Origin of the sequence: Paraburkholderia sp. BL9I2N2, assembly GCF_004339745.1 — a bacterium.
In the GTDB taxonomy this organism is placed as follows: Bacteria; Pseudomonadota; Gammaproteobacteria; order Burkholderiales; family Burkholderiaceae; genus Paraburkholderia.
Genome location: NZ_SMGP01000001.1, coordinates 1,096,695 through 1,111,824 on the forward strand (window position 1 = coordinate 1,096,695; position 15,130 = coordinate 1,111,824).

Below are 15,130 nucleotides of genomic sequence, written 5' to 3' on the forward strand. Positions count from 1 at the left end.
CCTGTAAGCCGCTGATTCGCAAGCGTCTTTACGAAAATATCCCATGCCGCGCCCCCTCTCAGCCACGATTCATACCTCCGCTCTCGCCAATAATCTCGCCGTTGCCCGGCGCTACGCGCCGAAATCCAAAATCTGGGCCGTCGTCAAGGCAAACGCGTACGGGCACGGCCTTGCGCGCGTTTTTCCCGGCCTGCGCGCAACCGACGGCTTTGGGTTGCTGGACCTCGAAGAAGCCGTGAAGTTGCGTGAATTGGGCTGGGCCGGCCCGATTCTTCTGCTCGAAGGCTTCTTTCGTCCGACCGATATCGACGTGATCGACCGCTACAGCCTGACCACCGCGCTGCATTCGGACGAACAGTTGCGCATGCTCGAAATGGCGCGCCTGTCCAAGCCGGTCAACATCCAGTTGAAGATGAACACCGGCATGAATCGCCTCGGTTACACGCCGGAGAAATTCCGCGCCGGGTGGGAGCGGGCGCGCGCCTGCCAGGGCGTCGGCCAGATCACATTGATGACCCATTTCTCGGACGCCGACGGCGATCGCGGCGTCGACTATCAGATGCAAGCGTTCGAGCGCGGCGCGCAGGGCATTGCCGGCGCGCGCAGCCTCGCCAATTCGGCCGCCACGCTGTGGCATCCCGCTACGCACTTCGATTGGGTGCGTCCGGGCATCATCATGTACGGCGCGTCGCCGTCCGGCGTGACAGCCGCGATCGAAGGCACGGGCCTGCAACCGGCCATGACGCTCGCTTCGGAACTGATCGCCGTGCAAATGCTCAACGAAGGCCATACGGTCGGCTACGGCTCGTCGTTCAAGGCGCGCGGTTCGATGCGCATCGGCGTGGTGGCGTGCGGCTACGCGGACGGCTATCCGCGCGTCGCGCCGGAAGGCACGCCGGTGATCGTCGACGGCGTGCGCACGCGGGTCGTCGGGCGCGTCTCGATGGACATGCTCACCGTCGACCTGACGCCGGTGCCGACCGCCAACGTCGGCTCGCGCGTCGAGCTATGGGGTACCTCGCTGCCGATCGACGACGTCGCGCAGGCGTGCGGCACCATCGGCTATGAGTTGATGTGCGCCGTGGCGCCGCGCGTGCCGGTACGGGCGGAATAACGCGTGGCTAAACCGAAGACGTTGTACATCTGTAGTGAATGCGGCGGGCAATCGCCGAAATGGGCCGGCCAGTGCCCGTCATGCAATGCGTGGAACACGCTGGTCGAGTCGGTGGCGGAAGCGCCGTCCACGCACCGCTTCCAGTCGCTCGCGAAGAGCGCGCCGGTGCGCCGGCTCGCCGATATCGACGCGTCCGATGTGCCGCGCTTTTCCACCGGCGTGAGCGAGTTCGACCGCGTGCTCGGCGGCGGTCTGGTGCCGGGCGGCGTGGTGCTGATCGGCGGCGATCCGGGCATCGGCAAATCGACGCTGCTGCTGCAATCGCTCGCGGAGATCGCCGCCGACAAACGCGCGCTCTATATCAGCGGCGAGGAATCGGCCGCGCAGATTGCGTTGCGCGCGCAACGGCTTTCGTTGCTGGAGCCGGGCTCGAAGGCGAGCGAGCTGCAACTGCTCGCTGAAATCCAGCTCGAAAAAATTCAGGCGACGATCGCCGATCAGCGGCCCGATGTCGCCGTGATCGACTCGATCCAGACGGTCTATTCCGATGCGCTGACTTCCGCGCCGGGCTCGGTCGCCCAGGTGCGCGAGTGCGCGGCGCAACTCACGCGGATCGCCAAGCAGTCGGGCACCACCATCATCATGGTCGGCCACGTGACCAAGGAAGGCGCGCTCGCCGGGCCGCGCGTGCTCGAGCACATCGTCGACACGGTGTTGTACTTCGAGGGCGACACGCATTCCTCGTATCGGCTGGTGCGCGCGATCAAGAACCGCTTCGGCGCGGTCAACGAACTCGGCGTGTTCGCCATGACCGAGCGCGGCTTGCGCGGCGTGGCCAATCCGTCGGCGCTGTTTCTGTCGCAGCACGAGCAGTCGGTGCCGGGTTCCTGCGTGCTGGTGACGCAGGAGGGCACACGCCCGCTGCTGGTCGAAGTGCAGGCCCTCGTGGATGCCGCCAACGCGCCGAATCCGCGGCGCCTTGCGGTCGGCCTGGAACAGAACCGGCTCGCGATGCTGCTGGCGGTGCTGCACCGGCATGCCGGTATCGCGTGTTTCGATCAGGACGTGTTTCTGAACGCCGTGGGCGGCGTGAAGATTACCGAGCCCGCGGCCGACCTGGCCGTGCTGCTCGCGATTCATTCGTCCATGCGTAACAAGCCGTTGCCCAAGGGGCTGGTGGTGTTCGGGGAAGTGGGTCTCGCCGGCGAGATCCGGCCGTCGCCGCGCGGTCAGGAGCGTCTGAAGGAAGCCGCCAAACTGGGCTTTTCGGTCGCGGTGATTCCCAAGGCCAATGCGCCGAAGCAGCCGATAGAAGGCTTACAGGTCGTTGCGGTCGAGCGGATCGAACAGGCGATCGACCGGGTCCGCACGCTCGAATAGACGGGGGTTCGGGCGTCCTGGGGCGCCCGACGTTCCGTAATGCCCGGTAAATATCTCCATATTGGCTGTAACCTACCCGACATTCCTTTTTCCTAAGCTGCAAGGGTATGCATCCCTTCTGATGCCCGAAAAAGGATCGCGCCTTGAAACAGTTATATGAAACCGTAGCCGAGCAGCCGATCCAGGTGCGCGGCTGCCGCGTCTCCGCGCCTATTCGCCAGCCTTGGGGCGGCGCTTGCCGGATCGTCGAATGGATCGACACGGCAGGGCAGATTTCGCGGCGGGTGGTGGCCGAAGACGCCACGGCCGCCGAAGTTCGCGCGACGATCAATCGTCATGTGGAAGGCCGCAAGCACGTGCTGTACGACGACGAAAAGACGCCGCGTCAGACGTTGCCGCGGCAAACTGCTGCGCGGCGCTGAGGTTTGTGCGGGCGGAGCGGGCTGGCCCGGAGTGTGTCGCGTGGTTATTTTCCTGCGCTCGCGGCTCGCCGCTAGCCTTTGCTCCTTACGCCTTTAGCCCTCGTGGCTTCTGAGCCTTTTCTCGCCGCACAGAGCTAAAAGGCGGCGCACCAGGTGTCATTTCACCGCCGGCCGGCTGGCCCCGCCAAGGCGCTGCTTCTCCTGCGCCTTACCTGATCAGGCTCCCTTCATCGTTTTCACCGCTCGCGCTCGCCGCATCGTAAGCCTGCGGATTGAACAGCGGATGCCGCGCGGCTTCGGCAGCCGTGAGCACCGGCGAGACACAGCAGTCGAGCGACTCCAGCAGCAAAACCCATTCTTCCAACGGACGCTTGCCGATCACGTCGGCTAGTTCCTGAGTGAGCGCGGTGGCGTCCGGACCGCCGATTGCCTGGCCGAGACTCCAGTGGCGCGTGGCCCATTCGGGCCGGTCGAGCGCCATGCAGAGCGTTTCCCAGAATTTCAGTTCGAGCGCGCCGACCGCGAGCCAGCGGTTATCGAGCGTGCGGTACAGGTTGTAGCAAGGCACACCGCCGTTCAGCAGACCGGCGCCGACGGCAGGCGCCGCGCCTTCGTTAGCGAGCGCGACCTGCGCCACGACGTTGTGCGCGTAGGTGGCATGCGTCATGGAGACATCGACGAAGCGGCCTTCGCCGCCGCGCGACACATGCCATAGCGCCGCGAGAATCTGCGTGACCGCACTCAAGGCGCCGCCGAGCAGGTCGGCAATCTGGAAATTCGGCAGGATCGGCGCGCCGTCACGGCCCGCCAGTTGATCGAGCACGCCCGCGTAGCCGATGTAGTTCAGATCGTGTCCGGCATGGTCGACGAACGGGCCGCTCGCGCCGTATCCGCTGATCGCGCAGAACACCAGCCGCGGATTGAGCGTGCGCAGCGTTTCGTAGCCGAGGCCCAGCCGCTCCATCACGCCTGGCCGGAAACTCTCGATCAGCACGTCCGCTTCCGCCGCGAGCGCGCACAGCACGTTGCGTCCCGCTTCGGATTTGAGGTCGAGGCGCGTTTCGCGCTTGCCGCGATTCACCAGCCGGTAAAACGCGCCGGGCCGCCCGGCCACGCGATCGCTCGAGGACTGCATCATCGTGCGGGTGGGATCGCCGGCGCCGGGCGCTTCGATCTTCAGCACGTCGGCGCCCAGTTCGGCAAGGCGCAGGGCGGCGACCGGTCCCGGCAGCAGGCGCGTCAGGTCGAGCACACGCAGCCCTTGCAGCGCGGGCGGCGCGGAGACAGCCGACGCGGCGGCCGAAACCGTGGCCGATGAATCAGGCGTTGAGACGGATGATGTCGCGGATGACAAAGCCAACCTCCCGTCGATGCCGGCGCGGACCTGAAACTGCGTGCCGCTAGCCGATCTGTTCGAGTTCCTCGTGAGTCTCCAGCCATTCGGCTTCGAGCGTTTCGAGGCGCGCGTTCACATCTGCCTGACGGCGGATCGCCTCCGTCAGTTTGCTTTTCTGCTCGGGCTCGTAACTCGCCGGATCGACGACAAAAGCATCGAGCGTCGCCTTCTCCGCGTTGAGCGCGTCCATTTCCTTTTCGATCTTCGTGATCCGGCTTTGCAGCGGTTTTTTCAGGTGCGCAAGCTTTTGACGCGTTTCCGCCTCGAGGCGCCGCTGTTCCTTGCGGTTCACGCCATTGTCCACGCCGCTGTCGCCGCCATTGCCGCCGCTCGATGCCGCGTTCGCTTTGAGCGCCGCGCGTTGCTCGGCCGCATGCTGAAGCAGCCAGTCCCGGTAGTCGTCGAGGTCGCCGTCGAATTCCTGCAGGCGATGTTTCGCGACCAGCATGAATTGATCCGTGGTGGCGCGCAGCAAGTGCCGGTCGTGCGACACCAGAATCAGCGTGCCTTCGAACTGCGCGAGCGCCATGGTCAGGGCGTGACGCGTTTCGAGATCCAGGTGATTGGTCGGTTCGTCGAGCAGCAGCAGATTCGGCTTTTGCCAGATGATCAGCGCGAGCGCGAGGCGGGCTTTTTCACCGCCGGAGAAGGGCGCGATCTTCGAGGTCGCCATCTCGCCGGAAAAGTTGAAGCTGCCGAGGAAGTCGCGCAATTCCTGCTCGCGCGTGTCCGGTGCGAGACGCGCGAGGTGCTGCAACGGGGTGTCGTCGGGGCGCAGCGTTTCGAGCTGATGCTGCGCGAAGTAGCCGATGCGCAGCCCTTTGCCTTCGCGCACGTGGCCGCCGAGCGCCTCGAGCGTGCCGGCAAGCGTCTTGATCAGCGTGGACTTGCCCTGGCCGTTGGCGCCGAGCAGCCCGATGCGCTGACCGTTCTGGATCGACAGCATGACGTGATCGACGATCGGAATCTCGACGGCGGGATCGCTCTCGCTCCGATAGCCGCAGCGCACGCCTTCCATCACCATCATCGGATTCGGCGCCGAATCGGGCGTGCGGAATTCGAACGTGAACGGCGAGGACGCGTGCGCCGGCGCGATCAGCTCCATCTTTTCCAACGCCTTGACGCGGCTCTGCGCCTGGCGCGCCTTGGTGGCCTGCGCCTTGAAGCGGTTGATGTAGCTCTGCAAATGCTCGACCGTGCGCTGCTGCTTTTCGTACGCGCTTTGCTGCAACGCGATCTGTTGTGCGCGCAGCACTTCGAATTGCGAGTAGTTGCCGCCGTAGCGCTTGATCTGCTGCTGTTCCAGATGCAGCGTGACGTTGCAGACCGAATCGAGGAATTCGCGGTCGTGCGAGATCACGATCAGTGTGCCCGGATAACGGGCCAGCCAGTCTTCCAGCCAGACGATCGCGTCGAGATCCAGGTGGTTCGTCGGTTCGTCGAGCAGCAGCAGGTCGGAGCGGCACATCAGCGCCTGCGCGAGGTTCAGGCGCATGCGCCAGCCGCCAGAAAAGCTGCTGACCGGCTCGCGCGTCTGTTCCAGCGTGAAGCCGAGGCCGAGCAGCAGGGCTTCGGCGCGCGCGGGCGCGGTGTAGCCGTCGGCGTCGGCGAACGCGGCGTGCGCTTCGCCTTCGGCCGCGCCGTCGTGCGCGGCGGAGGCGGCGGCAATCGCCGCTTCGATCGCGCGCAAAGCGGCGTCGCCGTCCAGCGTGTAGGCGAGGGCGGTCTTGTCCGCGGCGGGCGTTTCCTGCGCGACGTGGGCGATCTGCCAGTTCGGCGGGATCGAAAAATCGCCGCCGTCAGCATGCAGCTCGCCGAGCAGCACGGCGAACAGCGTCGACTTGCCCGCGCCGTTCGCCCCCACCAGGCCGGCCTTTTCGCCGGGGTTGAGGGTGAACGTGGTGTTGTCGAAGAGCGGCTTGGTGCCGCGCGCGAGGCTGAACTGGTTAAAGCGGATCACGAAAAGGCCGACTGAAGAAAACCGCTATTTTAGACTGCCGGGCCCGACACCGGGCGCTCAACCGGGATCGGCCATTCGGCCGACTGTACCGGCGAAGCTTTTGGCATAGACTGACGGCTTTCACGGGGGGAACACATGACATCGATTTATTCGTTTGCAGCACGTACGTTGGGCGGCGAGGAAGTGAGTCTCGGGCAGTACGACGGCAAGGTTCTGCTGATCGTCAACACGGCGAGCGAATGCGGGTTCACGCCGCAGTACGCGGGCTTGCAAAAGCTGTACGACACCTATGCGGCACGCGGGCTCGCGGTGCTCGGATTTCCCTGCAACCAGTTTGGCAAGCAGGAGCCGGGCGACGCCGAGCAGATCGGCAGTTTCTGTGAAAAGAACTACGGCGTGACCTTTCCGATGTTCGACAAGGTCGACGTGAACGGTGCGAACGCGCATCCGCTGTTCCGCTATCTGACGGGCGAGGCGCCGGGCCTGCTGGGGCTGGAAGCGATCAAGTGGAATTTCACCAAGTTCCTGATCGGCCGCGACGGCAACGTGGTGAAGCGCTATGCGCCGCTGACGAAGCCCGAGGCGATTACCGAAGATATCGAAAAGCTGCTGTAAGCCGGCCGCCGCTACAGGATTGGCGAAAAGAGACGCGCCACGTGCATCAGCACGCGTTTCAAAGCGGTGGCCTTGCGGTACTCATTGCGGTCGATTTCACGCGATTCGGCGAAGTCGGCCAGCAGCATCGTTTCGACCTCTTTGGCGAAGCCGCGATCCACGGTCAGCACCATGATCTCGAAGTTCAGCCGGAACGAGCGGTTGTCGAGATTGGCGCTGCCGATCGCCGCGGCCGCGCTGTCGATCAGCACGACCTTCTGATGCAGAAAGCCCGGCTGGTAGCGGAAGATCCGGATTCCCGCGCGTAGCGAGTCGTACGCGTACAGTTTCGAGGCGGCGAACACTACGAGGTGATCGCGCCGGCTCGGAATCAGAATGCGCACGTCCACACCGCGCAGCGCCGCGAGCCGCAAGGCCGAGAATACCGCCTCGTCGGGGATCAGGTAGGGCGAGGTGATCCAGACTCGCTCGCGCGCCGCGTTGATCGCTTCGACGAAAAAGAGCGAGCAGGTCTCCTGCTTGTCCGCCGGACCGCTCGGCACGACGAGGCAGTGCATGCCTTGCCCCGCCGCGGGATCGGCGACCGGAGCGGGCGGCATGTCGAATTCGGGCAACTGCTGCGTGGCCCAGTGCCAGTCTTCCGTGAATACGAACTGGATACTGGCGACCGCCGGGCCGCGCACCTCGATATGCGTATCGCGCCACGGCGAGAGCGGCGGCTTGCCGCCGAGATATTCCACGCCCACGTTGTGTCCGCCGACAAACGCGCGTTCGCCATCCACCGAAACGATCTTGCGGTGATTGCGGAAGTTCAGTTGCAGACGGTTAACGAAGCGGCGATTGGTGGCGAACGGATGCGTCTCCACGCCGCCCGCGCGCAGCGCCGCCACATAGCGATGCGGCAGATCGAAACTGCCGATGCTGTCGTACAGGAAATAGACGCGCACGCCTTGTTGCGCTTTCGCGATCAGCGCGTCTTTGAGCATCTCGCCGAGCGCGTCGTCGCGCACGATGAAAAACTGCACGATCACGTAGCGGCGCGCGTTCTCGATCGCTTCGAAGATGGCCTCGAAGGTCGCTGCGCCGTTCACCAGCGTGCGTACCGAGTTGCCGGGTAGAAACGGCATGCCGCCGAGGCGCGTGAGCGAATGCACGAGCCTGCCGCCGAGCTCCAGCGTGGGCAGGCCCGCCGATGACGCGCGCGTGTCCCATTCCGGCGGATGCGCGCGCGTGCGCAGCAGTTCGTTTTCGACGCGGCGTGCGTCCGCGTAGCCGGCAAACTTGCTACGGCCGAGGAACAGATACGGCACCAGCGTCAGATAAGGCATCGCGACCAGCGACACGGCCCACGCGATCGCACCTTGGGAAGTGCGCGTGTTGAGAATCGCGTGGCATGCCGCGGCCACGCCGAGAATGTGGCAGAGGGCGACCAGCGTGCCGATGTGAAGCAGGTCGAATTGCATAGGCAGGGTTGGGTTGGCGAAGCGCTGCCTCGGCCGGCTCGATAGGCGCCGGGCAGCTGACCGCGCCCATCTTACCGAACGTGCGTGCGTTGGGGGTGGGGAATGGTCAAGCCGCAGTCAAGCTTCGGGGGCGCGTGCGCGAATGCGGTGTGGTCGACATGGGCAGAACATTTTTGCTTTTGCCTGGTCGTAAGCGCGCGAGTCGGGCGTGGGATGTTGGACGAGACTTGGGCTCGAAGCGAGCGCTCGTGAAAGCGGCTTCGTTTGGACGCGCGACACGCAGAGATTGGGCGCAAAGCGAGCGCCCGGTAAAGCGGCTTTGCTCAGGCGCACTGCGCACAGCAGGTCAAGCCCGCCATGCGCACCGCATCCCGAAGAAGCGATAAAACCTCAAACCGGCAAATCGGCCGCCTGGATCAGGAACACGTTATCGTCGCCGGCACTGGTGGACAGCCAGACCAGATCGAGCCCGCCGAACGCCGCTTCCACGTTCGCGCGCTCGTTGCCGATCTCGACGACCAGCACGCCTTCGTCGGTCAGCCAGTTGCGCGCTTCGGCGATGATCCGCCGCACGATGTCCATGCCGTCGACGCCACCCGCCAGCGCCATGTCCGGCTCGTGCTTGTATTCGGCCGGCAGATCCTGCATCGACGCCGCGTTCACATACGGCGGGTTGCTGATGATCACGTCGTAGCGGCGCTCGGCGAGCGGCGCGTACAGATCGCCTTCAAACAGCGCGACGCGGTCGTCGAGCTTGTAGTCCGTGACGTTGCGCGCGGCGACTTCCAGCGCGGGCGCCGACAGATCCACCGCGTCGATATCCGCGTTCTGGAACGCATGCGCGGCGAGAATCGCGAGGCAGCCGGAGCCGGTGCACAACTCCAGCACGGCGCTCACCTGCTCGGGATCTTCCACATAGGGCTGCAAACCGTCCTGCAGCAATTCGCCGATGAACGAACGCGGCACGATCACGCGCTCGTCCACGTGGAAGCGGAAGCCGTGCATCCAGGCTTCCTGCGTGATGTAGGCGGCCGGCACGCGCTCGGTGGCGCGGCGCTCGATCACGTTCAGCACGGCGTCGATTTCAGCCGCGGTCAAACGCGCGTCGAGAAACGGGTCCAGCAGATCGAGCGGCAGATGCAGCGTGTGCAGGACCAGATAGACGGCTTCGTCGTAGGCATTGGCCGAGCCGTGGCCGAACGACAGATCGGCCTGGTTGAAGCGCGAGACCGCGAAACGCAGCAGGTCGCGAACGGTGGAAAACGGGAGCGTCATCGCAAATAGTCCTTGGGTCACGCAATCAGTTGTTCGAGCACGCGGCGATACACGTTCTTCAGCGGCTCGATGTGTGCGACTTCGATATGTTCGTCGATCTTGTGGATGCTGGCGTTCAGCGGGCCGAATTCGATCACCTGCTTGCAGATGCGCGCGATGAAGCGGCCGTCCGAGGTGCCGCCGGTGGTCGACAGTTCAGTGGTGACACCGGTTTCGTCCTTGATCGCCTTGGCGAGCGCGTTCGACAGATCGCCGCGCGGCGTGAGGAACGGCAAGCCGCTCACGGTCCATTGCAGATCGTAGTCCAGATCGTGCTTGTCGAGGATCGCGTGCACGCGGGCCTGCAGCCCTTCCACGGTGCTCGCCGTCGAGAAGCGGAAGTTGAACATGACGTCAGCATGGCCCGGAATCACGTTGGTCGCGCCGGTGCCGCTGTGAATGTTCGACACCTGCCACGTGGTGGGCGGGAAGTATTCGTTGCCGTCGTCCCAGCGTTCGGCGACCAGTTCGGCCAGTGCGGGCGCGAGCAGATGCACCGGATTCTTCGCCAGATGCGGATAGGCGATATGGCCTTGCACGCCTTTGACGATCAGCTTGCCCGACATCGAACCGCGCCGGCCGTTCTTCACCATGTCGCCGAATTGCGCGCTCGAAGTCGGTTCGCCGACGACGCAGTAGTCCATGCGCTCGCCGCGCGCCTGCAAGGCCTCGACGACCTTGACGGTGCCGTCGGTGGCGGGGCCTTCTTCGTCGCTCGTGATCAGGAAGGCGATCGAGCCGCGGTGTGCCGGGTGTGCGGCGACGAACTCCTCGCTCGCCACCACGAAGCCGGCGATCGACGCTTTCATGTCCGCCGCGCCGCGGCCATACAGCTTGCCGTCGCGATGGGTCGGCTCGAACGGCGCCGAGTGCCATTGTTCGAGCGGGCCGGTCGGCACCACGTCGGTATGGCCGGCGAACGCGAGCAGCTTGCCCGCGGTGCCGTCGACGCCGCGTTTAACGGCCCACAGGTTGGTCACGCCGTTCGATTCGATGGTCTCGTGTTCGAAGCCGAGCGCGGACAGGCGCTCGATCAGGAGGCGCTGGCAATGCTGGTCGTCGGGCGTGACGGACGCACGCGCGATCAGTTGTTCGGTAAGGGCGAGGGTGCCGGACATGGATTCGATACAGCCACTTTGAAATGAAAAAATGCCGGCTGGCGGTTGAACACCGCAGCCGGCAACAGCTTTTGAGCCACGCGGCCGAGGCCGCGTTTTACTACGTACCGCGACTACGTGTTGCGCTCAGTTGCGCGAAATCACGCTTCAGGCCAGGCGCGCAGGCTCACGCGAACAGCGCTGTGTAGTCGTCCGCCGAAAAGCCGAGCGACTTGACGCGCCCGTTGACCACCAGCACAGGCCGCTTGATCACAGACGGCTTGTGGATCATCAACGCGATCGCGCCCGACTGCGTGTCCGCGGCCGCCTTCATGTCGTCGGACAGGGCGCGCCACGTGGTGCCGCGCCGGTTCAGCAACGCGTCGAGCTTTACGTCTTTCAGCCAGTCCTGCACGAGCGGTTCGGTCACGCCGTGTTTCTTGAAGTCGTGGAACTCGAACTCGACGCCGTGCTCTTCAAGCCACACGCGGGCTTTCTTCACGGTATCGCAGTTCGGGATGCCGTAGACGACGGTTTTCGTGCCGCGCGCCATCAGTCGCCTCGCAGCAGCTCGTTCAAGCCGACCTTCGCGCGCGTCTTGGCGTCGACCTTCTTGACGATCACGGCGCAGTAGAGGCTGTGCGAGCCGTCTTTCGACGGCAGGTTGCCCGCCACCACCACCGAGCCCGCCGGAATGCGGCCATACGTGACTTCGCCGGTTTCGCGGTCGTAAATCTTGGTGCTCTGGCCGAGGTACACGCCCATCGAGATCACCGAGTTTTCTTCGACGATCACGCCTTCCACCACTTCCGAACGCGCTCCGATAAAGCAGTTGTCTTCGATGATCACCGGGTTCGCCTGCAGCGGCTCGAGCACGCCGCCGATGCCCACGCCACCCGACAGGTGCACGTTCTTGCCGATCTGCGCGCACGAACCGACGGTGGCCCACGTGTCGACCATCGTGCCTTCGTCCACGTACGCGCCGATGTTCGTGTACGACGGCATCAGCACGACGTTCTTCGCGATGAACGAGCCGCGGCGCGCGATGGCGGGCGGCACCACGCGGAAGCCGCCGGCGGCGAAGTCTTCAGCGGTGTAGTTGGCGAACTTCGACGGCACCTTGTCGTAGAACTGCGAGTAGCCACCGGCCGGCATCGGCGCGTTGTCTTCCAGGCGGAACGACAGCAGCACGGCTTTCTTCAGCCACTGATTGACGACCCAGTCGCCGTCCTTCTTCTCCGCGACGCGGAGCAGGCCCTTGTCCAGTTGCTCGATAGCGTGGGCGACGGCTTCGCGCACGTCGGCCGGAGCGGCCTTCGGCGACAGTTCGGCGCGGTTTTCCCAGGCGGTGTCAATGATCTGCTGAAGTTGTTGCGACATATGCGTGCTTTATCGAAGAGTTGAAGTCTGAAGAAGGGGATGCGGTGCGCGGGGTCGCAAAGTGAAAACTCAACCCGCCAGCGCGCGGCAAAAATCGACGATCCGCTGCGCGCCCTGCGTGCATTCGTCGACGTCGGCGACGAGCGCCATGCGCACGAAATTGCGGCCGGGGTTCACGCCATGCGCAGTGCGCGCGAGGAACGAGCCCGGCAGAACCGTCACATTATAGTCGGCGTAGAGGCGCTGGGCGAACTCGGTGTCCGTGAGACCCGTGCGCGAGACGTCCGCCCACAGGTAGAACGCGGCGTCCGGCAGGCGCACGTCGAGCACCTCGGCGAGCATCGGCGTCACGGTGGAAAACTTCTGCACGTACTTTGCGCGGTTCTCGCGCACGTGCGTCTCGTCATTCCAGGCCACGATGCTGGCACTCTGGAACACTGTCGACAAGGCCGCGCCGTGGTATGTCCGGTATAGCAGGAAGTCCTTGAGAATCGCCGCATCGCCCGCGACGAAGCCCGAGCGCATGCCTGGCACGTTCGAGCGTTTGGACAGGCTCGACAGCATGACGAGCCGCTCGAAACCGCGGCCGAGCCGGTGGGCCGCTTCCAGGCCGCCGAGCGGCGGGTTGGCTTCGTCGAAATAGATTTCGGAGTAGCACTCGTCCGAGGCGATCACGAAGCCGTAGCGGTCCGACAGCGCGAACAGTTCGCGCCAGTCGTCGAGCGTGAGCACCGCGCCGGTCGGATTGCCGGGCGAGCACACATACAGCAGCTGCGTGCGCGCCCAGATGTCGGCCGGCACCGCCGAGTAGTCGCAGGCGAAGTTGCGCGCCGGATCGCTATTCACGAAATACGGCTGCGCGCCGGCCAGAATCGCCGCGCCTTCGTAGATTTGGTAGAACGGGTTCGGACAGAGTACGATCGCAGGCTCGCCGTCAGCATTCTTTTTCGGGTCGAGCACGGTCTGGGCGAGCGCGAACAGCGCCTCGCGCGAACCCGACACCGGCAGCACCAGGGTGGCCGGATCGACCGGCGGCAGGTTGTAGCGCCGCGTGACCCACTTTGCGATCGACTCGCGCAGCGCCGGTGACCCGATCGTGGCCGGATACGAGGACAAACCGCCGAGCGAGGCCACCACCGCGTCGCGGATCAGCGCGGGCGTGGGGTGTTTCGGCTCGCCGATGCCGAAGCTGATATGCGCGAGGCCGGCGGTCGGCGTGAGCTCCGCGAAAAGCGCGCGCAGCTTTTCGAACGGGTAGGGCTGAAGGGAGTCGAGTAGCGGATTCACTGGGCGGATCGAGCCTGATCGAAGAGGGGCACAGACGGATGCGGAAGAAGCGGGGCACGCGCGCCGGCGGTCAAGCGCACAAGGTGCGCGAAACACACGGCAGAGCGGCAAGCGGATGATTATAGCGTGGTGCGCATGGCGTGGCGGGCGTAGCGTGACGCAGCCGCTCACGGGCAGAACTGGCGCCGGCGGCGCGCACAGGCGATTCACGGCCGCGCCGTAAAGGTAAGTTGAACAGTTAAGCAGTCGAACAGGTAAAAGACATCGCGTCGTTGAGCAACGGCGCAACCCGCCAGGCGGCGCAGGCAATGCGCTGCAGCGGGAACGACGCGAACCGCCGACGGTTCGCGCAAAAAAAGAAGCAGGAGCAGCAATGTACGCAGCAGTCTTGGAGACAACCGGACACAACAGGCGCAGGAGCGCCGCGGTCCTCGGTCGGAATGCCCGCAGCGCCTTTGCGAGTAGAGCGGCAGTGCGCGGCCGGAACACCAGTAGCGCCTATGCAAGGAAAGTCGCGCTCGTCGGCCTGAACGCCACCAGCGCCTGCGCAAAGAGCACCGCGGTCCACGACAGAAACGCCCCAAAAACCTCCGCAAGGAGCCCTGCACCATGACCAACTGGCTTCGCAACGGTTGGCCGACGCTCGCGATCATGCTGGGCGCGTCGGTGTGGGGCGTGATCTGGTATCCATTGCGCATGCTGGCGGCGCTCGGTGTGACGGGCACCGCAGCCAGCGCGCTGACGAGCGGCGCCGGCTGCCTGTTCGTGCTGCTGGTGCGCTATCGCGCGCTCAAGACCGTGCGCTGGCACTGGCTGCTGCCGGCTCTCGCGCTGGCGGCGGGCATCACCAACCTCGGCTTCGTGTGGGGCTCGATTCACGGCCAGGTGATGCGCGTGCTGCTGCTGTTCTATCTCACTCCCGCGTGGACCGCGCTGTTCGCGCACTTCATCCTGCACGAACGGCTGACGTGGGCGGGCGCGGGCCTGGCAGCGTTGTCGCTGGCCGGCGCGATGACCATGCTGTGGTCGCCGCAGCTGGGCATTCCCGTGCCCGGCAATCTCGCCGAATGGGCAGGCCTCGCGGGCGGCATGGGCTTCGCCATGAGCAACGTGCTGATTCTCAAGACGAGCCGCGTGTTGCCGGACATGAAGCCGGAAATGCGCACCGCGACGATCTTTGGCGGCGCGGCGCTGTTCAGTGCCTGTGCCTCGCTGTTCGAGGCGATGCCCACGCCGCCCACCGGCGCGCATCTCGGCACGGCCGCCTGGCTGGTGCTCGGCCTCGGCTTTCTGCTGGCGTCGAACAATATGCTGGTGCAGTACGGCCTCGCGCGCGTGCCGGCCAACCGGGCGTCGATCATCATGCTGTTCGAGATCGTGGTCACGGCGCTGTCCGCGTGGCTCTTCGCCGGCGAGACGCCCGGCCCGCGCGAATGGGCGGGCGGCGTGTGCATCGTGCTGGCTTCGGCGCTGTCGAGTTGGGTGCATCGGACCAAGGCTATGCCGCCCGATCCGGCCATTCAGGAGGAGAGTCTCGCTGACGGACGCGATGCGGGGCTCGACGACCGTAAGGACGGCAAAAACCGCTCACGCGCGATGGTATGATTGCCCCTCATTAGCCGGCGCATGCCTCACCGCGTGAAGCCGGCATCCGAGGCCCGAGGGTTCGCGGGCCGTATCGCTCTGTTGGCGAACGGCTGGC

General features: G+C 65.2%; 13 protein-coding genes. 5 read left to right on the forward strand and 8 right to left on the reverse strand.

Translation table 11 applies throughout. The features are described 5' to 3' along the window. Positions 1–43 precede the first annotated feature (43 nt). The 3 genes from alr to B0G74_RS05080 all read left to right on the forward strand — a co-directional run bounded on the left by alr (position 44) and on the right by B0G74_RS05080 (position 2,916). Complete coding sequence (gene alr / locus B0G74_RS05070) at positions 44–1,114, forward strand: alanine racemase (RefSeq protein ID WP_132373909.1); 1,071 nt, start codon at positions 44–46, stop codon at positions 1,112–1,114. Positions 1,115–1,117: 3 nt separating this feature from the next. Further along, positions 1,118–2,494: a DNA repair protein RadA gene (radA, locus tag B0G74_RS05075; RefSeq protein WP_132373910.1), complete on the forward strand. Its 1,377-nt coding sequence runs from the start codon at positions 1,118–1,120 to the stop codon at positions 2,492–2,494. A 143-nt stretch (positions 2,495–2,637) separates the two neighbouring features. Then, a complete protein-coding gene (locus tag B0G74_RS05080) occupies positions 2,638–2,916 on the forward strand; it encodes a DUF2866 domain-containing protein (RefSeq protein ID WP_132373911.1) in 279 nt (92 codons plus the stop codon). A gap of 208 nt (positions 2,917–3,124) precedes the next feature. Here B0G74_RS05080 and B0G74_RS05085 read toward each other — a convergent pair whose 3' ends face one another. Together B0G74_RS05085 and B0G74_RS05090 are read right to left on the reverse strand one after the other, a co-directional pair. Beyond that, positions 3,125–4,183 (reverse strand): CaiB/BaiF CoA-transferase family protein, encoded by a 1,059-nt coding sequence (locus B0G74_RS05085; RefSeq protein WP_132376844.1) that lies wholly within the window; start codon positions 4,181–4,183, stop codon positions 3,125–3,127. Between the two features lie 133 nt (positions 4,184–4,316). After that, entirely contained in the window at positions 4,317–6,272 is a 1,956-nt protein-coding gene (locus B0G74_RS05090; RefSeq protein ID WP_132373912.1) for an ATP-binding cassette domain-containing protein, read from the reverse strand. 135 nt (positions 6,273–6,407) lie between these two features. On the opposite strand from B0G74_RS05090, the gene B0G74_RS05095 reads away from it, so the two are divergent. Further along, positions 6,408–6,887 (forward strand): glutathione peroxidase, encoded by a 480-nt coding sequence (locus tag B0G74_RS05095; protein ID WP_132373913.1) that lies wholly within the window; start codon positions 6,408–6,410, stop codon positions 6,885–6,887. An 11-nt stretch (positions 6,888–6,898) separates the two neighbouring features. Here B0G74_RS05095 and cls read toward each other — a convergent pair whose 3' ends face one another. The 6 genes from cls to dapC all read right to left on the reverse strand — a co-directional run bounded on the left by cls (position 6,899) and on the right by dapC (position 13,428). Next, on the reverse strand, positions 6,899–8,350 hold the full coding sequence (cls, locus tag B0G74_RS05100; protein ID WP_132373914.1) for a cardiolipin synthase: 1,452 nt from the start codon (positions 8,348–8,350) through the stop codon (positions 6,899–6,901). 390 nt (positions 8,351–8,740) lie between these two features. Then, positions 8,741–9,625, reverse strand: coding sequence for a 50S ribosomal protein L3 N(5)-glutamine methyltransferase (gene prmB, locus B0G74_RS05105; protein ID WP_132373915.1), 885 nt, complete (start codon positions 9,623–9,625; stop codon positions 8,741–8,743). 17 nt (positions 9,626–9,642) lie between these two features. After that, positions 9,643–10,782: a succinyl-diaminopimelate desuccinylase gene (gene dapE / locus B0G74_RS05110; protein WP_132373916.1), complete on the reverse strand. Its 1,140-nt coding sequence runs from the start codon at positions 10,780–10,782 to the stop codon at positions 9,643–9,645. 166 nt (positions 10,783–10,948) lie between these two features. Then, positions 10,949–11,314, reverse strand: coding sequence for an ArsC family reductase (locus tag B0G74_RS05115; RefSeq protein WP_132373917.1), 366 nt, complete (start codon positions 11,312–11,314; stop codon positions 10,949–10,951). After that, positions 11,314–12,141, reverse strand: coding sequence for a 2,3,4,5-tetrahydropyridine-2,6-dicarboxylate N-succinyltransferase (gene dapD / locus B0G74_RS05120; protein ID WP_042323096.1), 828 nt, complete (start codon positions 12,139–12,141; stop codon positions 11,314–11,316). The genes B0G74_RS05115 and dapD overlap by 1 nt, the downstream gene beginning before the upstream one ends. Positions 12,142–12,210: 69 nt before the next feature. Beyond that, entirely contained in the window at positions 12,211–13,428 is a 1,218-nt protein-coding gene (gene dapC / locus B0G74_RS05125) for a succinyldiaminopimelate transaminase (RefSeq protein ID WP_132373918.1), read from the reverse strand. Between the two features lie 609 nt (positions 13,429–14,037). Here dapC and B0G74_RS05135 point away from each other — a divergent pair. Beyond that, positions 14,038–15,033: a DMT family transporter gene (locus tag B0G74_RS05135; RefSeq protein ID WP_132373920.1), complete on the forward strand. Its 996-nt coding sequence runs from the start codon at positions 14,038–14,040 to the stop codon at positions 15,031–15,033. Positions 15,034–15,130 lie beyond the last annotated feature (97 nt).

What these genes read in the sequence shown, in the direction of transcription:
- B0G74_RS05135 (WP_132373920.1), top strand. Translation starts at nt 14,038, where the DNA reads ATGACCAACTGGCTTCGCAACGGTTGGCCGACGCTCGCGATCATGCTG.
- dapE (WP_132373916.1), bottom strand. Translation starts at nt 10,782, where the DNA reads ATGTCCGGCACCCTCGCCCTTACCGAACAACTGATCGCGCGTGCGTCC.
- B0G74_RS05095 (WP_132373913.1), top strand. Translation starts at nt 6,408, where the DNA reads ATGACATCGATTTATTCGTTTGCAGCACGTACGTTGGGCGGCGAGGAA.
- prmB (WP_132373915.1), bottom strand. Translation starts at nt 9,625, where the DNA reads ATGACGCTCCCGTTTTCCACCGTTCGCGACCTGCTGCGTTTCGCGGTC.
- B0G74_RS05115 (WP_132373917.1), bottom strand. Translation starts at nt 11,314, where the DNA reads ATGGCGCGCGGCACGAAAACCGTCGTCTACGGCATCCCGAACTGCGAT.
- alr (WP_132373909.1), top strand. Translation starts at nt 44, where the DNA reads ATGCCGCGCCCCCTCTCAGCCACGATTCATACCTCCGCTCTCGCCAAT.
- cls (WP_132373914.1), bottom strand. Translation starts at nt 8,350, where the DNA reads ATGCAATTCGACCTGCTTCACATCGGCACGCTGGTCGCCCTCTGCCAC.
- dapD (WP_042323096.1), bottom strand. Translation starts at nt 12,141, where the DNA reads ATGTCGCAACAACTTCAGCAGATCATTGACACCGCCTGGGAAAACCGC.